Annotated in this window: 24 protein-coding genes, 1 riboswitch and 1 other annotated feature; of the genes, 19 read left to right on the forward strand and 5 right to left on the reverse strand. The window is 46.8% G+C overall.

The genetic code is table 11. The annotated features are described in order from the left end of the window. Window positions 1-2: 2 nt before the first annotated feature. Window positions 3-170, reverse strand: coding sequence for a hypothetical protein (locus C4S60_RS23670; RefSeq protein ID WP_167390985.1), 168 nt, complete (start codon window positions 168-170; stop codon window positions 3-5). A gap of 386 nt (window positions 171-556) precedes the next feature. Here C4S60_RS23670 and htpX point away from each other — a divergent pair, with 386 nt between their 5' ends. The 9 genes from htpX to C4S60_RS13870 all read left to right on the forward strand — a co-directional run bounded on the left by htpX (window position 557) and on the right by C4S60_RS13870 (window position 7,814). Beyond that, window positions 557-1,432, forward strand: coding sequence for a protease HtpX (gene htpX, locus C4S60_RS13830; protein WP_103880949.1), 876 nt, complete (start codon window positions 557-559; stop codon window positions 1,430-1,432). Window positions 1,433-1,605: 173 nt separating this feature from the next. Then, window positions 1,606-2,025 (forward strand): nuclear transport factor 2 family protein, encoded by a 420-nt coding sequence (locus tag C4S60_RS13835; protein WP_103880950.1) that lies wholly within the window; start codon window positions 1,606-1,608, stop codon window positions 2,023-2,025. Next, window positions 2,025-2,762: an SDR family NAD(P)-dependent oxidoreductase gene (locus tag C4S60_RS13840; protein WP_103880951.1), complete on the forward strand. Its 738-nt coding sequence runs from the start codon at window positions 2,025-2,027 to the stop codon at window positions 2,760-2,762. The genes C4S60_RS13835 and C4S60_RS13840 overlap by 1 nt, the downstream gene beginning before the upstream one ends. A gap of 22 nt (window positions 2,763-2,784) precedes the next feature. Further along, window positions 2,785-4,122, forward strand: a complete 1,338-nt coding sequence (locus tag C4S60_RS13845; RefSeq protein WP_103880952.1) for an NAD(P)/FAD-dependent oxidoreductase — start codon at window positions 2,785-2,787, stop codon at window positions 4,120-4,122. Continuing rightward, window positions 4,122-4,931, forward strand: a complete 810-nt coding sequence (locus C4S60_RS13850) for a DUF1365 domain-containing protein (protein ID WP_103880953.1) — start codon at window positions 4,122-4,124, stop codon at window positions 4,929-4,931. Before C4S60_RS13845 ends, C4S60_RS13850 begins: the two co-directional genes overlap by 1 nt. A gap of 12 nt (window positions 4,932-4,943) precedes the next feature. Continuing rightward, the gene (locus C4S60_RS13855; RefSeq protein WP_103880954.1) at window positions 4,944-6,200 is read left to right on the forward strand and encodes an SAM-dependent methyltransferase; all 1,257 of its coding nucleotides are present in this window, start codon (window positions 4,944-4,946) and stop codon (window positions 6,198-6,200) included. A 33-nt stretch (window positions 6,201-6,233) separates the two neighbouring features. Continuing rightward, complete coding sequence (locus C4S60_RS13860) at window positions 6,234-6,749, forward strand: DUF2878 domain-containing protein (RefSeq protein ID WP_160111366.1); 516 nt, start codon at window positions 6,234-6,236, stop codon at window positions 6,747-6,749. A gap of 28 nt (window positions 6,750-6,777) precedes the next feature. Beyond that, window positions 6,778-7,293 (forward strand): chalcone isomerase family protein, encoded by a 516-nt coding sequence (locus C4S60_RS13865; RefSeq protein WP_425275134.1) that lies wholly within the window; start codon window positions 6,778-6,780, stop codon window positions 7,291-7,293. Next, window positions 7,290-7,814, forward strand: coding sequence for a DUF3833 domain-containing protein (locus C4S60_RS13870; RefSeq protein WP_103880957.1), 525 nt, complete (start codon window positions 7,290-7,292; stop codon window positions 7,812-7,814). The genes C4S60_RS13865 and C4S60_RS13870 overlap by 4 nt, the downstream gene beginning before the upstream one ends. A gap of 69 nt (window positions 7,815-7,883) precedes the next feature. Here C4S60_RS13870 and purB read toward each other — a convergent pair whose 3' ends face one another. The 3 genes from purB to mnmA all read right to left on the reverse strand — a co-directional run bounded on the left by purB (window position 7,884) and on the right by mnmA (window position 11,154). Continuing rightward, on the reverse strand, window positions 7,884-9,254 hold the full coding sequence (gene purB, locus C4S60_RS13875; RefSeq protein WP_103880958.1) for an adenylosuccinate lyase: 1,371 nt from the start codon (window positions 9,252-9,254) through the stop codon (window positions 7,884-7,886). Window positions 9,255-9,394: 140 nt separating this feature from the next. After that, window positions 9,395-10,012: a high frequency lysogenization protein HflD gene (gene hflD, locus C4S60_RS13880; protein ID WP_103880959.1), complete on the reverse strand. Its 618-nt coding sequence runs from the start codon at window positions 10,010-10,012 to the stop codon at window positions 9,395-9,397. Window positions 10,013-10,044: 32 nt separating this feature from the next. Beyond that, window positions 10,045-11,154, reverse strand: a complete 1,110-nt coding sequence (gene mnmA, locus C4S60_RS13885; RefSeq protein WP_103880960.1) for a tRNA 2-thiouridine(34) synthase MnmA — start codon at window positions 11,152-11,154, stop codon at window positions 10,045-10,047. Window positions 11,155-11,440: 286 nt separating this feature from the next. Here mnmA and C4S60_RS13890 point away from each other — a divergent pair, with 286 nt between their 5' ends. Further along, window positions 11,441-12,745, forward strand: coding sequence for an inosine/guanosine kinase (locus C4S60_RS13890; protein WP_103880961.1), 1,305 nt, complete (start codon window positions 11,441-11,443; stop codon window positions 12,743-12,745). A gap of 58 nt (window positions 12,746-12,803) precedes the next feature. Here the strand turns inward: C4S60_RS13890 and C4S60_RS13895 are convergent, their stop codons facing one another. Next, complete coding sequence (locus tag C4S60_RS13895) at window positions 12,804-13,211, reverse strand: H-NS family histone-like protein (protein WP_103880962.1); 408 nt, start codon at window positions 13,209-13,211, stop codon at window positions 12,804-12,806. Window positions 13,212-13,821: 610 nt separating this feature from the next. Further along, a riboswitch (Lysine riboswitch) is annotated at window positions 13,822-14,005 on the forward strand. A gap of 115 nt (window positions 14,006-14,120) precedes the next feature. Here C4S60_RS13895 and C4S60_RS13900 point away from each other — a divergent pair. The 9 genes from C4S60_RS13900 (at window position 14,121) to hisIE (ending at window position 23,292) form a co-directional block, all read left to right on the forward strand. Then, window positions 14,121-15,722 (forward strand): Na+/H+ antiporter NhaC family protein, encoded by a 1,602-nt coding sequence (locus C4S60_RS13900; protein WP_103880963.1) that lies wholly within the window; start codon window positions 14,121-14,123, stop codon window positions 15,720-15,722. A gap of 228 nt (window positions 15,723-15,950) precedes the next feature. After that, window positions 15,951-16,086, forward strand: a sequence feature (His leader region). Between the two features lie 41 nt (window positions 16,087-16,127). Next, complete coding sequence (hisG, locus tag C4S60_RS13905) at window positions 16,128-17,024, forward strand: ATP phosphoribosyltransferase (protein ID WP_103880964.1); 897 nt, start codon at window positions 16,128-16,130, stop codon at window positions 17,022-17,024. A 4-nt stretch (window positions 17,025-17,028) separates the two neighbouring features. Then, a complete protein-coding gene (gene hisD, locus C4S60_RS13910) occupies window positions 17,029-18,327 on the forward strand; it encodes a histidinol dehydrogenase (protein ID WP_103880965.1) in 1,299 nt (432 codons plus the stop codon). Further along, a complete protein-coding gene (gene hisC / locus C4S60_RS13915) occupies window positions 18,327-19,379 on the forward strand; it encodes a histidinol-phosphate transaminase (protein ID WP_103880966.1) in 1,053 nt (350 codons plus the stop codon). The genes hisD and hisC overlap by 1 nt, the downstream gene beginning before the upstream one ends. A gap of 28 nt (window positions 19,380-19,407) precedes the next feature. Further along, the gene (hisB, locus tag C4S60_RS13920) at window positions 19,408-20,481 is read left to right on the forward strand and encodes a bifunctional histidinol-phosphatase/imidazoleglycerol-phosphate dehydratase HisB (RefSeq protein ID WP_103880967.1); all 1,074 of its coding nucleotides are present in this window, start codon (window positions 19,408-19,410) and stop codon (window positions 20,479-20,481) included. Next, on the forward strand, window positions 20,481-21,104 hold the full coding sequence (gene hisH, locus C4S60_RS13925) for an imidazole glycerol phosphate synthase subunit HisH (RefSeq protein WP_103880968.1): 624 nt from the start codon (window positions 20,481-20,483) through the stop codon (window positions 21,102-21,104). The genes hisB and hisH overlap by 1 nt, the downstream gene beginning before the upstream one ends. Before the next feature lie 72 nt (window positions 21,105-21,176). Then, window positions 21,177-21,914, forward strand: coding sequence for a 1-(5-phosphoribosyl)-5-[(5-phosphoribosylamino)methylideneamino]imidazole-4-carboxamide isomerase (gene hisA, locus C4S60_RS13930; RefSeq protein ID WP_103880969.1), 738 nt, complete (start codon window positions 21,177-21,179; stop codon window positions 21,912-21,914). Further along, the gene (gene hisF / locus C4S60_RS13935) at window positions 21,896-22,669 is read left to right on the forward strand and encodes an imidazole glycerol phosphate synthase subunit HisF (protein ID WP_103880970.1); all 774 of its coding nucleotides are present in this window, start codon (window positions 21,896-21,898) and stop codon (window positions 22,667-22,669) included. The genes hisA and hisF overlap by 19 nt, the downstream gene beginning before the upstream one ends. Continuing rightward, window positions 22,666-23,292: a bifunctional phosphoribosyl-AMP cyclohydrolase/phosphoribosyl-ATP diphosphatase HisIE gene (hisIE, locus tag C4S60_RS13940; protein WP_103880971.1), complete on the forward strand. Its 627-nt coding sequence runs from the start codon at window positions 22,666-22,668 to the stop codon at window positions 23,290-23,292. Before hisF ends, hisIE begins: the two co-directional genes overlap by 4 nt. The last annotated feature ends 60 nt before the right edge of the window (window positions 23,293-23,352 follow it).

The raw sequence follows: 23,352 nt of genomic DNA on the forward strand, positions 1-23,352 counted from the left end.
CGTTATTTATCGTCGCTGAGGCCCATGAGTGCAGATTGGGTTTCCATAATATGGATATCCACATCACTCTTGTCGCTGATGCCTAACTGCTCTCGCGCCTCGTCTTCGCTGATTCCTAAGTGGCAGCATAATAAGTCAATTGCCATCTGAAAGTTGTTGTTCTCAACCATGGTATGTTCCTTTTCGACATGGGCTTGTTAACTTCACTGGACTTTATCGCGTCGCTTTCTCCGTCACAATACGACCAAAGTCTAAGGCCAGAATTTAAGATTTAATCGCCCGACTCAGATTTGTCAATGTGCATTTTTATTCATACCTGGTGTGTAATTTGTAGTTGTTTTGTATTTCATGAGCTTATACTTTATGAAGTAATCAAGATATTAACTAATTGTTTCAATTTAATGCTTAACCTTGTTTTCTAAATCTTAGACTATATGTATATAGTGAAATCGAAAAATGCCACATGGATCTCAAAGTTTGAATGTCAAACTTTAGCCATCAAAAAAACAATCGGCAGTTTCGTCATAATAAAGCTTCTTAATTTGGAGAAATGTGAATGAAGCGAGTGTTACTCTTCTTAGCAACTAACCTTGCTGTGGTCCTGGTGTTAAGTGTTGTCCTTAACATTGTCTACGCAGTGACGGGCATGCAACCCGGCAGTCTTTCTGGCTTGCTTGTTATGGCCGCTGTCTTTGGTTTTGGTGGGGCGTTCATCTCTTTGCTGATGTCCAAGAAAATGGCGTTGCGCTCTGTTGGTGGGATGGTGATTGAAAGCCCTCGTAATGAAACTGAGCACTGGCTGTTGGAGACCGTCAGTCGTCAGTCTCAACAAGCGGGTATCGGTATGCCTACCGTGGCTATCTATGACTCGCCCGATATTAACGCATTTGCTACGGGGGCAAAGCGTGATGATTCTCTGGTCGCGGTGTCGACAGGGTTGCTTCACAATATGACCCGTGATGAAGCCGAAGCGGTACTTGCCCATGAGGTCAGTCATATTGCTAATGGTGACATGGTCACAATGACACTAATGCAGGGCGTGGTGAATACATTCGTAATTTTCCTGTCTCGCTTTATTGCAAACATCGTGGCGTCCAACAACTCTGATGAAGAGGGTGAGGGCGGTACTAATATGATGGTGTACTTTGGTGTGTCAATGGTATTGGAACTTGTCTTTGGCTTCCTGGCAAGTTTCATTACGATGTGGTACAGCCGTCATCGGGAGTTCCACGCAGACGCTGGCGCGGCGAGTTTAGTGGGTAAACAGAAAATGATTGCCGCTTTAGAGCGCCTGAAAATGAGTCAGGAATCTCAACTCGAAGGCTCTATGATGGCATTTGGCATCAATGGAAAGCGCTCTCTGACTGAGTTGCTTATGAGCCACCCACCGTTAGAAAAACGCATTAATGCTCTGCGTAGCGAACAATACTAACGACTAGAACTTATTAAAAAGCCTGGAAAATCTTCCAGGCTTTTTTTTTGATCCTTTCAAATCCTCCTGCCGTAATAGTTATACAAAAAATGCTACTGAGTACATCTTGTACAACAGTCAGTTTGTACAACGCTGTACAGACTATAATCTTGTATAACTGAATAAGGATTATTATGAACATTGAAGCGGTTAGCGAGGTTTATCAAAAGCTCAACAAGCACAATCTACACCTGCTTGAGGGGTTGTACCATGAGGACGTTGTGTTTGAAGATTCTGCCCACCGCCTCGAAGGCTGGCAACAATTGTCCGCCTACTTTGACGCTCTGTACAGCAACGTCATTAAATGTGAATTCGACATTCGTCATCATCAACAGGTAGAAAATAACGGTTTTCTCACCTGGACGATGACTTTGGAGCACCCCAAATTAAATGGTGGGGAGGTCGTGAGCGTCAATGGGGTGAGTCATATTCAGTTTGCCGATCATCAAGTCATTTACCATCGTGACTACTTTGATCTCGGTGAGATGCTTTACGAGAACATTCCATTGCTGGGTGTTGTTATCAAAAACATCAAACAGAGGTTGGGCAAGTAATGGAAACACGTCATCAATCGATTCTGATTACTGGCGCATCGTCGGGTATTGGGAGACAACTTGCTCTGGACTACGCAGCCCAAGGTATTCGTGTGTATGCCTGTGGGCGCTCAGCAGAGAGACTGGCTTATCTTCAGACTTTAAGTGAAAACATTGTCCCACTTAGTTTCGACGTAACAGAGCGGGGTCAGGTGCGTGACACCTTAGCGGACCTCTCTCCGCTGCCCACTCTCTGGGTCATCAATGCTGGCGATTGTGAGTATATTGACGACGGTGTTATTGATGCAGCGCTGATTGAGCGGGTGATGCAGGTGAATGTTGTTGGTACCGCCAACGTGCTTGAAGCGATTCAAAGCCACCTGGGTCAGGCTCACCATGTGGTCATTGTCAGTTCCATTGCGGGAGAGGTGGCGCTGCCAAGAGCAGAAGCGTACGGTGCATCAAAGGCCGCGATTACTTATCTGGCACGCACGTTACAACTGGATTGGAAACCAAGAGGTGTCAAGGTGTCTTGTGTATTCCCGGGATTTGTGAAAACTCCGCTTACCGATAAGAACGACTTTGATATGCCGATGATAGTCACCACCGAGGACGCTTCGGTAGCTATCAGAAAAGGCATCGATAAACAGCAATCCTCTATCTATTTTCCGAAACGCTTCACCTCCTTGTTTCGGATTATTTCGTTGTTTCCCTTCCGCTGGCAGACCTGGTTGGTCAGCCGCTTAATTGCTAATTAGTCATATTTAAAGGATGAAAAGAATGAAAATTGCGATCATCGGTACAGGAATATCCGGGCTCACCTGTGGCTATCATCTGCACAAAGAGCATGATGTGACACTGTTCGAAGCCAATGACTATATCGGCGGCCACACAGCGACGGTGGATGTGGAGGTTGAGGGTAAGCTTTACTCAGTGGATACGGGCTTTATCGTATATAACGACAGGACTTATCCCAACTTTATCAAAATGATGAACGAGGTGGGGGTGAGAGGCATTGCTACTCAGATGAGCTTTAGTGTCAAGAATGCGGAAAATGGTTTGGAATACAATGGACACACCATATCCACTCTGTTTGCTCAAAAACGGAACCTGCTTAATCCACAGTTCTATCGTTTTATATTTGAAATTCTGAGATTTAATAAACTGGCGAAACAGGCTGCTCAACACGCTCAACAAACATTTGATTCCCAGACTCTGGGTGCTTTCTTATCAGAGAATGAGTTTTCAGACTATTTTGTTCAAAATTATATCTTGCCTATGGGCGCTGCAATTTGGTCTTCAACACTGGCTGACATGCGAGCCTTCCCCTTGCGGTTTTTCCTCCGATTTTTCTTGAATCATGGCTTGCTGGATGTGGTGGACAGGCCCCAATGGTATGTCATAGAGGGTGGCTCTCGAGCTTACATCGAACCGCTTACTGAGGGTTTTGCTCAGAATATCCGACTCAATTCGCCCGTGACCTCAGTCAAGAGAGACTCTGCAGGCGTGATGATAACGTCGAAGGGTGAGAGTGAACGCTTTGATCAGGTTATTTTTGCCTGCCACAGCGACCAGGCGTTGCAGATGCTTAATGAGCCGACGGTCTGTGAGCGGGAAGTGTTGGGGGCTATGCAGTATCAGGATAATGAAGTGGTACTGCATTGTGATGAGTCTTTGCTACCAGAAAGTAGAGCGGCTTGGGCTTCCTGGAATTATGCGCTTGATGGAACTGAAGAAGAACAGAGTCGGTTGCCTACGTTAACCTACGATATGAACATACTACAACATATCGACTCTATGACGACGTTCTGTGTCTCTCTTAACTCGTCGGCTAAGATAGCGAAAGATAAGGTATTGAGAACGTTCAATTACAGCCACCCTGTTTTCACAACAGAGAGTATTCAGGCTCAGGCACGAAGAAAAGAGTTGTGGGGGAAAAACAACACCTGGTTCTGCGGAGCGTATTGGTACAACGGTTTCCATGAAGATGGAGTGAAAAGTGCACTGGATGTGGTTAAGGGAATTAAGGCCATTGGCAACACACAACCTACCTCGATTAAAGCTACCTCGATTAAAGCTACCTCGATTAAAGCTACCTCGATTAAAGGAGCGGCGTGATGGTCACTCATAGTCAATTGATGGTTGGGCAGGTTGACCACAGGCGTTATTCGCCAACGACGCATCATTTAGCTTATCCACTGTTTATGCCAGCTATCGATTTAGATGAGCTGGAACTGCTGCAACAGCGTGTTTGGGGGTTTGGCAATCGCTGGTGGCATTGGGCCAGATTTCGCCGTGAAGATTATCTGGGAGAAGGTAGTCTGAAATGTGCGGTCCAGCAAAAGGTACGAGAGCTGACAGGCGAGACTATTGAGGGTCGAGTGGTGGCGGTATGTCACTTACGTTATCTGGGGCTCTATTTTAGTCCGGTTAATTTTTACTATTTATACGATAGCGATGATCAGTGGCGATATCTTTTGGCTGAGGTCAGTAATACACCTTGGAACGAGCGACACTATTACGCGGTGAGTGCTGAGCAAGGCAACAACAATGAAAACTGGTCGCATGCCAAAGCGTTTCATGTCTCCCCATTTAACCCATTGGATCAGGAATATCGGTGGAAATTAAAACCACTGAGTCAGCGTTTTTTTGTCCATTTAGCATGTCACTCAAGCTCTAAGGTCTTTGACGCTACCGTCTCAATGAAAGCGCAAGCCTTTACCACCAAGCATTTGTTATCCCAGTTAGTGCGTACCCCAATAATGACCATAAAAGTGGTGATAGGGATCTATTGGCATGCCTTGAAACTGTGGATTAAGGGGACACCCGTTTATGACCATCCGAACAATTCTGACTTTCAAAATCGTCCTCCTGAGGACAAAACTTCACAGAACGAATTTTCGCAGCATACAAAGTCGAAGCATTAGGGGGAATTCACCATGTTAAATACAACAACTCTTGAGGCGCCCAAATCCTTAAATGGATTACAAAAAACCGCAAAGGGTATTGCATTCAACTGCCTTTACAAGCTGGAGATAGGGTGCCTGACCGTTATAGAGAGTTTTGCGCAAAGTGGTGGCGTTGGCAAACAGGTTGGAGAACGGTTTGGTAAACCTACTAAAGGGGAGCCTAGTGCCATCATTGAGGTCAAACACCCTGAGTTTTATCGACGATTACTGCAGGGCGGCAGCATTGCTGCGGGCGAAGCCTACATGGATGGCTGGTGGGACAGTCCGGACCTGTCGGCTCTGATGGAGCTAATGGCAATTAACATGGCGGCGCTTGACTCGATAGAAGACAAATCCAGTTTGTTGACGCGCATTCTCTATAAGTTGGGGCATTGGGTAAACCGTAACACGCTGGCTCAATCCAGAGAAAATATTCAGGCACACTACGACTTGGGCAATGATCTGTACGAAACCTTCCTTGATGAAAGAATGCTCTATTCATCAGGCATTTATGCCACTCCTGCCGATACGCTAGAACAAGCGCAAATCAATAAAATGGAACGTTTGTGTCAACAGCTTAAGCTCAAGTCAACGGATCAGGTAATGGAGATTGGGACTGGCTGGGGTGGAATGGCCATATACATGGCGAAACAGTATGGGTGTCATGTTACCACCACGACGATATCTGACGAACAATATCAATATGCGGCAGAGCAAGTCGAGCGCGCAGGGCTCACCGATAAGATCACGCTCCTCAAGCAGGATTATCGCCTATTAGAAGGACAATATGACAAACTGGTGTCGATAGAAATGATAGAAGCTGTGGGTAAGCAGTTTTTAGTCTCTTACCTCAAAAAATGCCAGTCACTTCTGAAGCCAAGAGGGCTGATGGCCATACAGGCAATCACCATCGCTGACCAACGCTACGATTACTATGCCGATAACGTGGACTTTATCCAGAAGTACATTTTTCCAGGTGGTTTCTTACCATCAATCACCGCACTTACCTCCCATGCTACCCAAAATACCGATCTGGTGGTGAGGGATTTATTCGACATAGGGGCGGACTACGCAAGAACACTGGTTGACTGGCGGCAACGATTCGAATTGTCCTTAGAGAAGGTAAAGGCGCTGGGTTATGACGAGCGTTTCATTCGCATGTGGCGCTACTATTTTTGTTACTGCGAAGGCGGCTTTCGGGCGCAAAGTATCAGTACGGTTCATCTTACGTTTCAGCGTGGCCTCTAACCATTAAGTGAGAGCATGTGGGGGAGTTGTTTTATGAAAAAGGGTTGGCAACTTGTACTCATCAGTTCCTGGTTTCAATGTATCTGGCTGTTGTCGGTATTGGGACAGGAACGTTTTCAATGGCTTGCTGTTTCGATAACGCTGGCGACTATTGTGCTGACTTACCGGCCGTTAGCGTTCAGTATGACCAAGTTAATTCTTTTGCTGCTGATAGGATTAGGCATAGACAGTGTGAATGTCGCGTCTAATCTTCTGATATTTGATGTTGTTTTTCTACCAGTATGGCTGCTGGCTCTTTGGGGGATTTTTGCCTGGTATGCACTTTTTTTGGCAAAATTTCTGACTCATTACCCTGTTTTACTCGTATCAGTGATTGGTGGAGTGGCAGGTGCTCTCAGTTATTTTGCCGGTTTCAAAATTGGTGCTGTAACTCTGGGATATTCATTACCTGCGACTCTGGCAATTTTGTGTGCCGAGTGGGTCTTAATTGTGCTTCTTGTTGTGCGCATGGAAAGACCAAGCAGGAGAACTGTGAGTCATGAACCTTAAAAAATTGTTGGCAGCGTTTATTGCGTCTTTGCTCTCTACCGGTGTGGCGGCAACCTCAGACCGGCCCGCTAACCTCGAGAACTGGGGCCATTGGCAGGTGGTGGGTGAAGCCCAGCTTTCCTGGTTGTTTTTCGACATATACCGATCTGAGCTTTTGGCTCCGAGTGGTACCTACAGCCAGTCAGACGATGTTACACCGCACCCGGTAGCTTTGCGTATTCGCTACCAGAGAGACATCAGTCGGGAGCAACTGTTAGAAGCTACCTTAGATCAGTGGCAGAAAATGGGGGTAGATAGACCCACCCGTTCCAGTTGGATCGCTCAGCTCTATGATATTTTTCCGAGTGTGGCTCCCGGTGAGCAACTTATCTACGTGACTGATGGTGAGAGTGGGCAGTTTTACTTTCAGGGCGGAAACGATGTCCTCAAGCAGGTTGGCCGTGTTGATGATGAAGCTTTGAACGACGGATTCTTGTCGATCTGGCTTGGACGCAACAGTCAGTACCCAAAACTTAGAGCACAATTGATAGGGATGAATAAATGAGAACAGTTCGCTGGTTAGTAGCCTGTATCGCCATTTGGTTAACAGCGTGCAGTGCAGATCTGGCAGACTACAAAAACAGTACGCCTGATTTTGACCTTTACCAATACTTCGACGGAGAAGTTGTCGCGTGGGGCATGGTACAAGATTATTCGAACAAACAGACCCGACGGTTTGAAGTCAAAATTAAAGGGAGCGTCGAGGATGAGCAGCTGACGCTGGTTGAAGATTTTTTGTTTGATGATGGTGAAATTGACCAGAGAATTTGGACCATACAGAAATTGGAGGATGGCTCCTATCAGGGTGTGGCTGACGACATCATTGGAGTCGCAACCGGTAACGTGGTTGGTAACGCACTTCAGTGGCAGTACGATTTCGAGCTAGAGGTGGATGGTAGCCGCTACACGGTTGCCTTTGACGACTGGCTTTACAGACAGGATGACAGGCACTTGTTTAACCTTACCAGTATCAAGAAGCTGGGGGTTGAGGTGGCCACCATCACAATCTTTTTTCAAAAGCAGTAATTAGGGTTGTAGATCGCGATATACAAAAAGGGCTGCCATGACGGGCAGCCCTTCTAATTTGTGCCGTAATTACAGCTTGTCAGTTAGCTCAATTGCCTGACCGATGTAGTTAGCTGGCGTCATTTGTTTTAGACGTGCTTTCTCTTCTTCTGGAAGCTCTAGGCCGTCGATGAAGTTACGCATCGCTTCACCGTCAACACGCTTGCCACGAGTTAGCTCTTTCAGTTTCTCGTATGGCTTCTCGATGCCGTAACGACGCATGACTGTTTGTACAGGCTCTGCCAATACTTCCCAGTTTTTGTCTAACTCAGCAAGAAGCGCTTCACGGTTTACTTCTAGCTTGCTGATACCTTTAAGCGTAGACGTGTACGCAATGATTGCATAACCACAGCCAACACCCAGGTTACGTAGTACTGTTGAGTCAGTCAGGTCACGCTGCCAGCGAGAGATAGGCAGTTTTTGCGCTAGGTGTGCAAATACCGCGTTTGCCAGACCTAGGTTACCTTCTGAGTTTTCAAAGTCGATTGGGTTAACTTTGTGAGGCATGGTTGAAGAACCGATTTCGCCAGCGATTGTCTTCTGCTTGAAGTGGCCAAGAGCGATGTAACCCCAAACGTCACGGTCGAAATCGATTAGAATGGTGTTGAAACGCGCGATAGCGTCAAACAATTCGGCGATGTAATCGTGCGGTTCGATCTGTGTTGTGTATGGGTTCCAAGTTACGCCAAGAGATTCAGTGATGAACTCTTCGCTGAACTTGTGCCAGTCTAGCTCAGGGTATGCAGAAAGGTGAGCGTTGTAGTTACCTACTGCGCCGTTGATCTTACCTAGGATTTCTACAGACTCGATTTGTTTGTATTGACGTTCCATACGGTAAGCAACGTTTGCCATCTCTTTACCCATTGTAGTAGGAGAAGCTGGCTGGCCGTGCGTACGAGAAAGTAGTGGAATATCACGGTACTCTTCAGCTAGTTTGCTGATAGCGTCAATGATGTTACGGATTTCAGGAAGAACAACTGTGTCACGCGCTTCTTTAAGCATTAGTGCGTGAGACGTGTTGTTGATGTCTTCAGAGGTACAAGCGAAGTGGATGAACTCGTTGACAGCGTGAAGCTCAGGTACGTCTGCCACTTTCTCTTTTAGGAAGTACTCAACCGCTTTAACATCGTGGTTGGTCGTACGCTCGATCTCTTTAATACGAGCAGCGTCTTCTTCGCTGAAGTTAGCCGCTAGTTCATCAAGAAACTGGTTAGCTTCTGCACTGAATGCTGGAACTTCTTTGATTGCATCCGTCGCTGCAAGCTTTTGCAACCAACGAATTTCAACGATAGAGCGGTACTTTAGTAGGCCAAACTCACTAAAGATGCTGCGAAGTGCAGTTGTCTTACTTCCGTAACGGCCGTCTACTGGTGAAACAGCAGTCAATGCTGACAGTTCCATGATGTTCTCCTGAATTGAGTTTCTAAATTTCGTGAGCTTTATACCAATAACAATCGCATTTGTCACGAATATTGCGCAAACGTTTGCGTTAAAGTTGTTTTGGTATAAAAAATGAGCTCGCGATAAGACGCGAGCCGGGATTACATTCGAGCTAATAGGATTTGCGCTTGCTCGATCATTTTCTTGCGTCCGAAGACCAAATGACGTCGCTTGCCGCCGACCTGACGCCACAACACCGCACTGCGAATACCAGACAGCAGAAGAGCACGTACTTTTTGTTGCGTGGCCGTTTGTTGAAGAACCGCAGGGGTGCCTGTGACCTGAATACGAGGACCAATTGGACTGATAACATCCAGATAGACACTCGCCAGATTGCTGATCATCTGTTCGTCGAGCAGTTCGTAGTGTTCTAGCTGACGACTGACCATTTGCAGTCGGTCTCCCAGTTGAGCCATCGCGTCATTGCGGCTGTTTAGCTTACGCTCAAGCGCCATCAGGCTAATGATATAGCGGGTAATTTCGCTACCGCTTGGTGTGCTATCAATCCCTTTCACCAAACATTCGAGCCCGATTTTCAGATCGGACTCTGAACCGAATACATCAAGAGTACTTGATGGGTTCATGTTGGTAATCGCCTTGATAGAAGTTTCGAACGCGTCTGAATCACAGTAACCATCTTTAGCAACTCGTTGAACAAGTGCAACGGCCTGACAAATCCCTGCAAATGCTATAGTACGGTCATAAAGTGTATTAGCCACGTAGTTCTCCTAAGATAATAAACTGGAAGTAATTAGATGCGTTCTTCGATGATTCCGCCACCCAGACAGACATTTCCACTGTAGAATACAGCAGATTGTCCCGGTGTTACGGCTACCTGAGGCTCATCAAAAATTACTTTAATATTGTTTTCGTCCATAGGAATGATAGTACAAGGAATATCCTGTTGACGATAACGAGTTTTCACCGTGCATTGCATTGGTTCCGTAATAGTTTCACGGTTAACCCAATGTAATTGAGATGCACGCAGGCCGTTGGATTTTAGTAATGGATGATCAGCGCCTTGTACCGCAATAAGTACATTGCGCTTAAGATCTTTTTCAGCAACATACCATGGGTCTTCGTTGCCGCCACCGCCTTTTTGACCACCGATATGCAGACCTTTACGTTGGCCCAGAGTGTGATACATAAGACCTTGATGCTCACCGATTACTTTCCCTTCCGGCGTTTCAATTTTACCCGGTTGTGCAGGTAAATAGCGAGACAAGAAGTCAGTAAATTTGCGCTCACCGATAAAACAGATACCTGTCGAGTCTTTTTTCTTTGCGGTAATCAGACCTTGCTCTTCAGCAATGCGGCGCACTTCCGGTTTTTCCAGTTCGCCTACAGGAAATAAGCTGCGTGCAATTTGCTCATGGCTAAGTGTATAAAGGAAGTAGCTCTGATCTTTGTTGCTGTCCAGACCACGCAACATCTGCGGCTTTTCACCATTTTCAGGGAAGGTACGACTTACGTAATGACCCATAGCGATGTAATCGGCCTCGAGCACTTCGTCCGCAAATTCGAGAAAAGCTTTGAACTTAATTTCTTTGTTACAAAGGATGTCAGGGTTTGGTGTACGGCCTGCTTTATATTCCGCCAGGAAGTATTCAAAAACGTTGTCCCAGTATTCAGCCGCAAAGTTAATCGTATGTAGATGGATACCTAGCTTGTCACAAACGGCTTGTGCATCGGCTAGATCTTCCGCTGCAGTACAGTATTCCTCGTTATCATCTTCTTCCCAGTTCTTCATGAACAGGCCTTCTACCTGGTAGCCTTGCTGTTTCAGAAGATAGGCAGAAACAGAGGAATCTACACCGCCGGACATACCGACGATCACTTTCTTTTGGCTGTTATCAGACATGTTTAAATACCACCTATGTTAATTGGACGCAGATTCTAGCAGAAACGAAACAAGCAATACAGTTCCGCGAACTAAATCACACTTTCTACTTCAGTGAATCTGAAACTTGCAATTAGGTATCAGTTCACTGTGTCAGCAAGGCTATCTTTGTCCTAAAGAGTAGAAAAACAAGTGTCATGACAAAAAAATTAATACGTAATCGTTTGCTAAGTTTGCCTATGTTGCCGAGGTAAACTATACAGAGTTAGAATTGCCGCTCCATAATTCCCCTTATGAAGATGACCTTATGAAATTCCCAGGCCAAAGAAAATCTAAGCACTACTTTCCCGTTCATGAACGTGACCTCCTGGTCAGTCAGTCTCAGACCAGCAAAAAAATGTCGCGAACTCATATTATCGGTATTGACCAGACCTTGGTCGATATTGAGGCCAGAGTCGATAGCAGTGTGATAGAAAAGTTTGGCCTGAGTAAAGGTCATTCATTAGTTATTGACGATCAGGCGGCAGAAGCTTTGTACTGCGAATTAAAATCCAACGATCTGATCACCAATGAATTTGCAGGGGGCACGATTGGTAATACGCTGCATAACTTTTCAGTTCTTGCGGATGACAAATCGGTATTATTAGGTGTTATGAGCGCTGATATTCGAATTGGCAGCTACGGCTACCGCTATCTATGTAATACATCAAGTCGTATGGATTTGAACTATCTTCAGGGCGTTGAAGGTGCAATTGGTCGTTGTTTTACGCTTATTACGGAAGATGGTGAAAGGACGTTCGCTATTAGTGAAGGTCAGATGAACCAACTTCGCGCAGATAGTATTCCTGAAAAGATCTTTAAAAAAGCGTCAGCATTGGTTTTGACTGCGTATTTAGTGCGTTGTAAAGATGGTGACCCTATGCCAGAAGCAACAATGCAGGCCATTGAATATGCCAAGAAATATGATGTGCCTGTTGTATTAACGTTGGGAACACGTTTTGTTATTCAGGATGACCCTGAGTATTGGCAAGACTTTTTGCAACAACATGTCTCTGTCGTGGCAATGAATGAAGATGAAGCAGAAGCACTGACCGGCGAAAAAGATCCGTTGGCAGCATCAGATAAGGCGTTGGATTGGGTGGATTTGGTTCTCTGCACGGCCGGCCCGATTGGCCTTTATATGGCAGGATATACTGAAGACTCGGCGAAAAGAGAAACATCGTTGCCACTATTACCAGGGTGCATTGCTGAATTTAATCGTTTTGAATTCAGTCGTCCTGCAATTAAAGCAGCGTGCGAAGAGCCCGTTAAAGTATACTCACATATTGCACCTTATATGGGTGGGCCTGAAAAGATTAAAAACACCAATGGTGCGGGTGATGCGGCATTGTCGGCGCTGCTGCATGACATGGCTGCGAACAAGTATCACAAAGAGAATGTACCTAACTCAAGTAAGCACCAGCACCAGTTCTTGACCTATTCTTCATTCTCGCAAGTCTGTAAGTATTCAAACCGTGCCAGTTACGAAGTATTAGTTCAACATTCACCTCGATTGTCGAGAGGATTGCCAGAGCGAGAAGACAGCCTGGAAGAGGCGTATTGGGAAAGATAATAAAAAAGCGCCGATAAGGCGCTTTTTTTATAAATTAGATATATCGAATAAAACGATATTAGATTTCAAAATCTTCTAGCGATTTACCTGCATCAAGAGCTGATTGGATTGCTGATGGTGTACGGCCTTGACCAGTCCAGGTTTTTTCTTCGCCGCTTGCATCAACGTACTTATATTTTGCTGGACGAGGAGCGCGTTTGCTTTTTGTTTTGCCTTTAGTTTCGCCAGATAGAGCTGCAATTAGATCTTCAACGTCAATGCCGTCTTGAGCGATCATTTGTGCGTACTCGGTTAGTTTCGCTTCGCGGGCTTCTTTGGCTGCTTTTTCTTCTGCTTCGGCTTCTTGTCTCTCAGCAACGACAGTTGTCAGTTTTTCTAGTGCTTCTTCTAGTTGCTCAAGTGTAAGTTCACGAGCAAATGCACGTAGGCTACGAATATTAAGCAGAGTTTTAGTTAATTCAGACATGACAATTCCCATGAGATTTTTATTAGGTTCCGATTAATAATAAACTTCAATTAAACAATTGACAATATTTTCTTCCGATTAGCGAACAGAAAAATAATAATTCTTACAAAATTCTGATAATAGGCGACAGGTAAATACCAAAAACATTTTATCGTTAAAAAATAATTTGAGTTAATTGCCCCAAATTGGTACGCACTACGCAGAAAAGAGTGAATGTTTGGACGTTGTTGCATATTGTTCTAGCACGCTAGCCATGAACGTCGGCGTTATATTATCCAAGTTTCGGTCATAAACTTTATAAGTACCACATATAGCAGCTGAATTACTTTATCGTAATATAGCCAAAGTTATTTGGGATATCCCAATCCTGACCATCAAGTTGACAGGTTCAATTTATCGCATGCTATTCAGTCTGGTGGCAAAGTGACTCGCGACTCAGCTCATCTCAAACTACACTTTGTTATAGCAAGGAAGAGATTAAAGGTTCTTAACATTTTTGTAGCAACTTTCATGTTGCATTTGATAGCTTGATAAGTACAATGGCGGCCACCTAATGCAAAAGCAAGAACATTCTTTTACTTTGTATGTTCTAAGTAGTAGATGATTTTGCTTTTGATGTAGAGGCGCGACTGCGAAAAGTCCTTGTCGTTGGGGTGATGCCAATGAACGACAACAAAAGGCGCTGTCGCCGAAGTGAGAGCTGATGATCAAGCACTCTCGCTGGGGTTGTATTCGAAAGGAACAACACTGCCATAGTCTATTATATTGTTAAACTATGGAGCGCTACTGTAGGGTTGGGTGAAGTGTTCACTTCCCTTTCGCTTAGTTCAACGTTTGCGTATGGACTTATTACTATACGCATGTCTGCAGTAGATCTCTGACCATTATAAAAACTGGTTTTTGAAGATCATGAATTTAATCGATTTTGCTTCGTCACCATTGTCACTGCTGCCGCCGATCGTAGCATTGAGTCTGGCGATTATCACACGTCGCGTTTTGCTTTCCCTGGGTGTGGGTATTGTTTTAGGCGCATTCTTACTCAACGACTACTCTGCTGGCAGCGCCGCAGGTTATATCTTCGATACGGTATCTGGTGTCGTAATTGAAGACGGTGGCCTCAATGCCTGGAACATGAGTATTGTCGGCTTCCTATTGCTGCTCGGCATGATGACCGCACTGTTGACACTATCTGGTGGTACCAAAGCCTTTGCGGAGTGGGCACAGGCTCGTGTAAAGAGTAAGCGAGGCTCCAAACTTCTTGCCGCTTTCCTGGGTGTGTTCATTTTTGTCGACGACTACTTCAATAGTCTCGCGGTAGGCGCGATCTCTCGTCCCGTGACGGACCGCTTCTACGTCTCACGTGCTAAGCTGGCTTATATCCTCGATTCGACTGCGGCACCTATGTGTGTACTGATGCCGGCTTCGAGCTGGGGTGCGTATATTATGACCATTGTTAGTGGCATCCTGATTACCCACGGTATTACTGAGTATTCGGCTATTGGTGCCTACGTTCGTCTTATTCCGATGAACTTTTATGCTGTGTTCGCACTGCTGATGGTATTTGCAGTGGCCTGGTTCCAGCTCGATGTTGGCCCGATGCGCAAGCATGAGCTGAATGCGAAGCAGGGTCTGGGTTTCGATAAAGACAAAGAAAACGACACTAAAGAAGCACATGAACTTAACGAAGAGCTGGATATTAAAGAAAGCGACTTCGGTTCTGTGTCTGATCTTATCCTGCCGATTGTTGTACTGATCGCCGCTATGGTCATCGCAATGATTTATACCGGTGGCCAGGCGCTGGCCGCAGATGGTATTGCGTTTAACTTCTTGGGCGCGTTTGAAAATACTGATGTAGGTACTTCATTGATTTACGGTGGTTCAGCGGGTCTGCTGACGGCCGTATATACCGTAGTAAGACAAAAATTGTCGATCTCTGATATCGCAACCACAATGTGGATTGGCGCGAAGTCGATGTTTGGCGCGATCCTAATTTTGTTTTTTGCCTGGTCAATCGGCTCTGTCATCGGTGATATGAAGACGGGTGCTTACTTGTCATCAACGGTTCAGGGAAACATTGATGTGCACTGGTTGCCAGTTATCTTGTTCCTGCTTTCAGGTCTGATGGCATTTTCTACGGGTACTTCGTGGGGCACGTTTGGCATCATGCTACCGATTGCTGGTGACATGGCGGGTGCTACGGACATAGCGATGATGTTGCCTATGCTAGGTGCTGTTCTGGCAGGGTCGGTTTTTGGTGATCACTGTTCACCAATCTCTGATACCACGATTTTGTCTTCAACCGGCGCGCGCTGTAATCACATTGACCACGTATCGACTCAGCTGCCTTATGCTCTGTCGGTGGCGTTAGTATCATGTGTAGGCTTCATTACCCTTGGTATGACATCGTCTGTTGCTATCTCATTCTCAGCAGCGAGTTTTACCTTTGTGATCGTCTGTTTCGTGCTATCGGCAATGTCGAGATCCCGAATGGCGAAAGAAGCAAGCGCTTAGCGAGCATATCTGGATATTAAGGAGCCTGAGTCAGGCTCCTTTTTTATTGTTTTCACCTTGCGAAATAGCGATAAATTGAGCTTCGAACAGACGCGAAATTCTCTGTACAAAAAAAAATCCGCCGATTTGTAAAATAGTGGTTGAAAATCGCAGTGAGCTTAGTTAGTGTGAAGGTACAGACACAAAGGAACTTCAAATAAGTATGCTAGTTTTTGATATGAACATTCATCATCACCACCATCACCCAGCTTAATCTTTCGGGAGATGAACGCATACCCGAGAGATAGGTAAAACTCTCGGAGGTTCGATTTAAGATTAAAGAATTAAACCCTCGGGAGACCAAAGCTCCCGAGGGTTTTTTTGTTTTATATTTTAAAAATCAATATCTTGCACAGGGATACAGCAATGCAAACACAACGCCTAAGAATCGCGATTCAAAAGAAGGGTCGCCTGAGTAAAGAGAGCCAAGACCTGCTTAAAAAGTGTGGTGTTAAGTTCAATGTCATGGGTGAGCGTCTTGTTGTTCACTCACTAAATATGCCAATCGATCTGCTACTTGTTCGTGATGATGATATCCCTGGCCTGATCATGGATGGCGTTGTTGACCTGGGCTTTATTGGTGAAAACGAACTGGAAGAAGTACGTCTGGACCGTAAAGCACTGGGCGAGCCGAATGAGTTCGTGACCTTACGTCGTCTTGACTTTGGGGGTTGCCGCCTTTCTATTGCCATTGATAAAGACGAAACCTATAACGGACCACAGGATCTTGCTGGTAAGCGCATTGCAACGACCTATCCGCAGCTGTTGAAAGCCTATATGGACGAGCAAGGCGTGGACTTCAGCGCTTGTATGCTGACAGGTTCGGTTGAAGTAGCACCACGTGCTGGTCTTGCTGATGCAATTGCTGACTTAGTGTCTACAGGTGCAACGCTGGAAGCCAATGGCCTGAAGGAAGCGGAGGTGATCTTCCGTTCTAAAGCGACACTGATTCAACGCATGGGGGAGTTTGACGCTGACAAGCAGGCTCTGATCGAGAAATTGCTCACCCGTATGCAGGGTGTGCAACAGGCAAAAGAATCAAAATACATCATGCTTCACGCTCCGGTCGCCAAACTGGAACAGATCAAATCACTACTGCCGGGTGCTGAGGATCCAACTGTCTTGCCACTGTCTTCCGACAAAGAGCGCGTAGCGGTCCACTTGGTAAGTACGGAAAACTTATTCTGGGAAACCATGGAGCAGTTGAAAGAGCTGGGTGCCAGTTCAATTCTGGTGCTACCAATTGAGAAGATGATGGGGTAAGGCCATGAGAACAGTAGTTTGGCAATCACTGAGTCAGTCGCAACAAGAGTCGATTCTTGAGCGTCCGGCAATCACGGAAGGGGCAAATATTACCGCCGCCGTTTCTGCCGTGATTCAACAAGTTCGTAGTGAAGGGGATAAAGCGCTCCTTGAACTGACAGAGAAGTTTGATGGTGTTCGTCCTGATTCAATCAGAGTCTCCGCTGCAGAGATCGATGCGGCTTCTGCGCGTCTGTCAGAGACGATGAAGCAGGCGCTTGAACAAGCGTACTCAAACATTGCAAAATTTCACAAAGCTCAGCGCCCAGAGCCACTGCGCGTTGAGACTCAACCGGGTGTTGTCTGTGAGCAGGTCACACGACCAATCAACAATGTCGGTCTGTATATCCCGGGTGGCAGTGCACCGCTCCCTTCAACGGTATTAATGCTGGGTGTACCGGCACAGATTGCCGGTTGTCGTAAAGTCGTACTGTGCTCACCACCGCCTATTGCTGACGAAATTCTATATGTGGCAAAGCTGTGTAACATTGATGAAGTGTACAATGTGGGCGGTGGTCAGGCCGTCGCCGCTATGGCTTACGGTACGGAAACGGTCGCCAAAGTCGACAAGATTTTTGGCCCTGGTAACGCCTACGTGACAGAAGCAAAACGTCAGGTGAGCAACGATTTCCGTGGAGCCGCCATTGACATGCCCGCTGGTCCATCTGAAGTTCTGGTGATTGCCGATGAAACCGCCGATGCGGACTTTGTTGCTGCGGATTTGTTGAGTCAGGCTGAACACGGACCGGATTCTCAGGTGGTACTGGTTACACCATCACCATTGATAGCCGATCAGGTGACAGAAGCGGTAAAGGCACAACTTAAACTGCTGTCGCGCGCAGCTATTGCAGAAAAGGCCCTGGGGTCGAGCCTGATAATTATTGCTGAATCACTGACTCAGTGTGTGTCGATCTCAAACTATTATGGCCCTGAACACCTGATCGTACAGACCAAGAGCCCACGTGAACTGTTGCCTCTTCTGGATAACGCGGGATCTATCTTCCTGGGAGACTGGTCTCCGGAGTCAGCGGGTGATTATGCCTCCGGTACTAACCACGTACTACCGACATACGGTTATACACGTACTTACTCGAGCCTCGGGTTGGCAGACTTCTCTAAGAGAATGACGGTTCAGGAGCTAAGTGCTGATGGCTTACGAGGACTGGCTCCGACAGTTGTGACCATGGCGGAAGCAGAAGGCCTTGATGCTCACAAACGTGCGGTAACCATTCGAGTTGAAAAGTTGCAGCAGGAGGCGAAATAATGGAAAAGCTCGCCCGAAAACAAGTTCAGCAGTTAACACCGTATTTGTCTGCGCGCCGCATCGGTGGAACTGGCGACGTCTGGTTAAACGCCAACGAGTCACCGTTCAATAACGAATACAAAACGGATTTTGCCCGACTTAATCGCTACAGCGAGTGTCAGCCTAAAGCCCTTATTGAAGCGTACGCAGCGTATGCGGGGGTGAAGCCGGAGCAGACTCTGACTTCCCGTGGTGCCGACGAGGGAATCGAACTTCTTATCCGCGCATTCTGCGAACCGGGTCAGGACAGCATTCTTTATTGTCCGCCAACTTATGGAATGTACGCGATCAGTGCGGAAACCATTGGTGTTGAGCGCAAGACAGTGCCACTTACATCAGACTGGCAGTTGAACCTGGCAGACATCGAGGCCAATCTTGATGGTGTCAAGTTGGTGTTTGTGTGCAGTCCGAATAACCCTACGGGCAATTTGGTGAACCGCGAAGATATCGTTGCATTGCTTGAGATGACCAAGGATAAGGCCATTGTTGTCATGGATGAGGCATACATTGATTTTTGTCCTGAAGCCTCAACCGTGGATTTGCTCGCGCAATACCCAAATCTGGCAATATTGCGTACTTTGTCTAAAGCATTTGCTTTGGCAGGTCTTCGTTGTGGCTTTACTTTAGCCAACGAAGAGTTAATTAATGTGTTGCTGAAGGTTATCGCACCGTATCCGGTTCCTGTACCAGTTGCTGAAATTGCCGTTCAGGCACTTTCAGAGCAAGGACTGGCGAGAGCGAAGTTTCAGGTGCTGGATCTCAACGCCAACCGTGCCTATTTACAAGCCGGACTCTCAACCTTGCCGGGTGTGACCGTCTTTGAAGGGTGGGGCAATTATTTATTAGTCGAGTTCCCTGACGGCGATGAACTGTTCAAAGCAGCATGGGATACCGGCATTATTCTGCGTAACTCGCCGATTGAAAACTGTGTGCGAATCAGTATCGGTAATCGAGATGAGTGTGAAAAAACACTGTCGTTTATTCGTAATCAACTAGAGCAAACCGCTGCTTAACTGCCATCAAGAGAAAAGGATTTATAAAGTGAGCAACCAACAAAAAATATTATTTATAGACCGCGATGGCACGCTAATTGTTGAGCCACCGATCGATTTTCAGGTAGATCGTCTCGATAAACTGAAACTAGAGCCGTACGTGATTCCGAGTCTGTTAGCGCTTCAGGATGCAGGTTACCGTCTGGTAATGGTGACGAACCAGGACGGACTGGGCACCGATAGCTACCCGCAGGAAGATTTCGATGCTCCTCACGATATGATGATGGAAATTTTCGAGTCGCAGGGCGTTAAATTTGATGACGTACTGATTTGCCCGCACTTTGAAGAAGACAACTGCACATGCCGCAAGCCTAAACTGGGCATGGTCAAAGAGTATTTGCAAAGCGGTAAGGTTGATTTCAAAACCTCCGTGGTGATTGGCGATCGTGCCACTGACTTGCAACTGGCTGAGAATATGGCCATTCGTGGCATTCAATACCACCCAGACACCATGGGCTGGAAACAGATCCTCAAAGATCTGACAGTCAATGCCCGCACCGCAGAGGTGATCAGAACAACCAAAGAAACCGACATCAAAGTGTTTGTTAACCTGGATGAAACGGGTGGCAACGAGATCTCTACAGGAATGGGCTTCTTTGACCACATGCTGGACCAGATCGCGACCCATGGTGGTTTTCAGATGAAGTGTCTGGTGAAAGGAGACTTACACATTGATGATCACCACACGGTAGAAGACACCGCACTAGCGCTTGGACAAGCATTAAAAGAAGCGTTAGGGGATAAACGTGGAATTGGCCGATTTGGTTTCAGCCTTCCAATGGACGAGTGTCTGGCCCAGTGTGGTCTGGATTTGTCCGGTCGCCCATACCTGAAATTCGAAGCGGAATTCTCGCGTGAGCAAGTGGGTGACCTGTCCACCGAGATGGTAGTTCACTTCTTCCGTTCACTGACTGATACGCTGGCCTGTACACTGCACCTGTCTTCAGCGGGTGACAACGACCACCACATCATCGAAAGCTTATTTAAAGCGTTCGGCCGCACCCTGCGTCAGGCAATTAAAGTTGAAGGTAACGAATTGCCGAGCAGTAAGGGAGTGTTGTAATGGCAGACAGCAAACAGAAAGTGGTCATTATTGACACCGGCTGCGCCAATGTGTCTTCAGTCAAGTTTGCTATTCAGCGTCTTGGTTATGACGTGGTTATCTCCAAAGATCCTGAAGTAGTGCTTGCAGCGGATAAATTGTTTCTTCCCGGGGTTGGTACGGCCAGTGAAGCGATGAAGAACCTGGAGCAACGCAACCTTATCGAGTTGGTCAAGAAAGTGGAAAAGCCGTTACTGGGCATCTGTCTCGGCATGCAATTGCTTGGCAAACTGTCTCAGGAAAAAGGTCAGAAAGCTGATGAGCAGGTGGAATGTCTGGGGTTGTGTGACGGTGAAGTGAAACTGTTACAAACCGGCGACTTGCCGTTGCCCCATATGGGTTGGAATACGGTGAAAGCATTGCCGGGTAATCCGCTGTTTAATGGGATTGAAGAAGGCGAGTACTTCTACTTTGTGCATAGCTTTGGAATGCCAGTTGGTGACTACACCATTGCCGAGTGTGACTACGGTGTCCCATTCAGTGCGGCGATTCAAAGTGGTAACTATTATGGTGTGCAGTTCCACCCTGAGCGTTCGTCAAAGGCAGGCTCAAAGCTGATCCAGAACTTCCTGGAACTGGTGTAGAAAAACGGTAACGAAGGTTACCTGGCAGAATTTAGCGGCCTCACATGGTGGTGAGGCTTAAAGGAAAAGAATGTGATTATCCCAGCATTAGATCTAATTGAAGGACAAGTTGTTCGCCTCTATCAGGGCGACTATGGTCAAGTGACTGAGTACAAAGTCGACCCTGTCGAGCAATTCAATCTCTATCATCAGGCCGGAGCAAACTGGTTGCATCTGGTGGATTTGACCGGCGCAAAAGACACATCTGCACGTCAGCTCGACTTAATCGCTAAGCTTCTGGCGGGCACGCCTGCCAACATTCAAATTGGCGGTGGTGTGCGTACGGAGCAGGATGTGGTCGATCTGCTTGATGCAGGCGCACAGCGAGTGGTTGTTGGTTCGACGGCAGTGAAACAGCCAGAACTGGTAAAGGGCTGGATGGAAAAATACGGGGCAGAGAAGATCGTTCTGGCTCTGGACATCAATATTGATGAAACTGGTACCCGTAAAGTCGCCATTTCAGGCTGGCAGGAAGATTCCGGTGTGACCATTGAGGCGCTGATTGATGACTATTTGACGGTAGGACTTCAGCACGTCCTGTGCACGGATATTTCTCGTGATGGCACGCTGGCAGGAAGCAATGTAGAGCTTTACGTTGACCTGTGTAAGCAATACCCTCAGGTGCAGTTTCAGTCTTCAGGGGGTATTGGCAGTTTGGCGGATATCGAAGCACTGAAAGGGTCGGGCGTATCCGGGGTCATTGTAGGTCGCGCTCTGTTAGATGGTAAATTTACGGCTGAGGAGGCATTCCAATGCTGGCAAAGCGAATAATTCCTTGCCTGGACGTCCGTGACGGTCAGGTAGTAAAGGGTGTTCAGTTCCGCAACCACGAAATCATCGGCGATATTGTACCGCTTGCAGCACGTTACGCTGAAGAAGGGGCCGATGAGTTGGTATTTTACGATATCACCGCATCCAGTGACGGCCGAGTCGTGGATAAAAGTTGGGTTGCGCGTGTGGCAGAAGTGATTGATATTCCGTTCTGTGTTGCTGGCGGTATTAAGTCAGCTGAAGATGCCGCAAGAATCCTTGAATTTGGTGCAGACAAAGTCTCGATCAACTCGCCAGCATTGGCAAACCCTGAACTGATCACTCAACTGGCCGACAAGTTTGGGGTGCAGTGTATCGTCGTTGGTATTGACTCTTACTTTGATAAAGAGACCGGGAAATACCAGGTGTATCAGTTCACTGGTGATGAAGCGCGAACTAAGGCGACCAAGTGGGAAACCCGTGATTGGGTGCAGGAAGTTCAAAAACGTGGTGCTGGGGAAATCGTTCTCAATATGATGAACCAGGATGGCGTTCGTAACGGCTACGATATTGAGCAGCTCAACATGGTGCGTGAAGTGTGTAAGGTGCCACTTATTGCCTCAGGCGGTGCGGGCGCAATGGAACACTTTGCAGAGGCTTATAAAAAGACCAATGTCGACGGAGCGCTGGCAGCGTCGGTATTCCACAAACAAATCATCAATATTGGTGAACTAAAGCAGTATTTGAAACAAGAAGGTGTGGAGATCAGACTATGAGTGAAGCAGCCGTGGCGCTCACAGAGCGCATTGACTGGGAAAAAGTAGACGGTATGGTGCCGGCTATTGTTCAGGACTTTCAGTCTGGGCAGGTATTGATGATGGGGTACATGAACCCGGACGCACTGGATAAAACAATGGAGACAGAGCAGGTAACGTTTTTCTCTCGTACCAAGTCTCGATTGTGGACCAAAGGTGAAACGTCAGGCAACGTGTTGCAGCTTCGCAATATCGCACTGGATTGTGACAATGACACTTTGCTGGTCAAAGTGGATCCGATTGGCCCTACTTGCCACACAGGCACAACCACGTGTTTTGACGCGGATGCTCAGGAAGAGTCACAGATGGTGTGGCTTCATCAGCTTGAAAAACTGCTTGCCGCTCGAAAAGACGCGGATCCGCAATCTTCTTACACAGCGAGCCTCTACGCTCGCGGCACCAAACGTATTTCGCAGAAAGTGGGCGAAGAAGGGGTTGAAGTCGCGCTTGCGGCAACGTCGGGTGACAAGGCGGAGTTAGTGTGTGAGTCAGCCGATCTGATCTATCACTTGATGGTGCTATTACAGGATCAGGGTTTATCGATGAATGACGTTGTGAATAAACTTAAAGAGCGTCATAAGTAACCCCACATCCATCAAATCAATCCAGAGCCCCAATATCAGTTGACCTGTCTTGGGGCTTTT

This window comes from Vibrio hangzhouensis (assembly GCF_900107935.1).
Taxonomy (GTDB): domain Bacteria; phylum Pseudomonadota; class Gammaproteobacteria; order Enterobacterales; family Vibrionaceae; genus Vibrio; species Vibrio hangzhouensis.

What these genes read in the sequence shown, in the direction of transcription:
- C4S60_RS23670 (WP_167390985.1), bottom strand. Translation starts at nt 170, where the DNA reads ATGGTTGAGAACAACAACTTTCAGATGGCAATTGACTTATTATGCTGC.
- htpX (WP_103880949.1), top strand. Translation starts at nt 557, where the DNA reads ATGAAGCGAGTGTTACTCTTCTTAGCAACTAACCTTGCTGTGGTCCTG.
- C4S60_RS13835 (WP_103880950.1), top strand. Translation starts at nt 1,606, where the DNA reads ATGAACATTGAAGCGGTTAGCGAGGTTTATCAAAAGCTCAACAAGCAC.
- C4S60_RS13840 (WP_103880951.1), top strand. Translation starts at nt 2,025, where the DNA reads ATGGAAACACGTCATCAATCGATTCTGATTACTGGCGCATCGTCGGGT.
- C4S60_RS13845 (WP_103880952.1), top strand. Translation starts at nt 2,785, where the DNA reads ATGAAAATTGCGATCATCGGTACAGGAATATCCGGGCTCACCTGTGGC.
- C4S60_RS13850 (WP_103880953.1), top strand. Translation starts at nt 4,122, where the DNA reads ATGGTCACTCATAGTCAATTGATGGTTGGGCAGGTTGACCACAGGCGT.
- C4S60_RS13855 (WP_103880954.1), top strand. Translation starts at nt 4,944, where the DNA reads ATGTTAAATACAACAACTCTTGAGGCGCCCAAATCCTTAAATGGATTA.
- C4S60_RS13860 (WP_160111366.1), top strand. Translation starts at nt 6,234, where the DNA reads ATGAAAAAGGGTTGGCAACTTGTACTCATCAGTTCCTGGTTTCAATGT.
- C4S60_RS13870 (WP_103880957.1), top strand. Translation starts at nt 7,290, where the DNA reads ATGAGAACAGTTCGCTGGTTAGTAGCCTGTATCGCCATTTGGTTAACA.
- purB (WP_103880958.1), bottom strand. Translation starts at nt 9,254, where the DNA reads ATGGAACTGTCAGCATTGACTGCTGTTTCACCAGTAGACGGCCGTTAC.
- mnmA (WP_103880960.1), bottom strand. Translation starts at nt 11,154, where the DNA reads ATGTCTGATAACAGCCAAAAGAAAGTGATCGTCGGTATGTCCGGCGGT.
- C4S60_RS13890 (WP_103880961.1), top strand. Translation starts at nt 11,441, where the DNA reads ATGAAATTCCCAGGCCAAAGAAAATCTAAGCACTACTTTCCCGTTCAT.
- C4S60_RS13895 (WP_103880962.1), bottom strand. Translation starts at nt 13,211, where the DNA reads ATGTCTGAATTAACTAAAACTCTGCTTAATATTCGTAGCCTACGTGCA.
- C4S60_RS13900 (WP_103880963.1), top strand. Translation starts at nt 14,121, where the DNA reads ATGAATTTAATCGATTTTGCTTCGTCACCATTGTCACTGCTGCCGCCG.
- hisG (WP_103880964.1), top strand. Translation starts at nt 16,128, where the DNA reads ATGCAAACACAACGCCTAAGAATCGCGATTCAAAAGAAGGGTCGCCTG.
- hisD (WP_103880965.1), top strand. Translation starts at nt 17,029, where the DNA reads ATGAGAACAGTAGTTTGGCAATCACTGAGTCAGTCGCAACAAGAGTCG.
- hisC (WP_103880966.1), top strand. Translation starts at nt 18,327, where the DNA reads ATGGAAAAGCTCGCCCGAAAACAAGTTCAGCAGTTAACACCGTATTTG.
- hisH (WP_103880968.1), top strand. Translation starts at nt 20,481, where the DNA reads ATGGCAGACAGCAAACAGAAAGTGGTCATTATTGACACCGGCTGCGCC.
- hisF (WP_103880970.1), top strand. Translation starts at nt 21,896, where the DNA reads ATGCTGGCAAAGCGAATAATTCCTTGCCTGGACGTCCGTGACGGTCAG.
- hisIE (WP_103880971.1), top strand. Translation starts at nt 22,666, where the DNA reads ATGAGTGAAGCAGCCGTGGCGCTCACAGAGCGCATTGACTGGGAAAAA.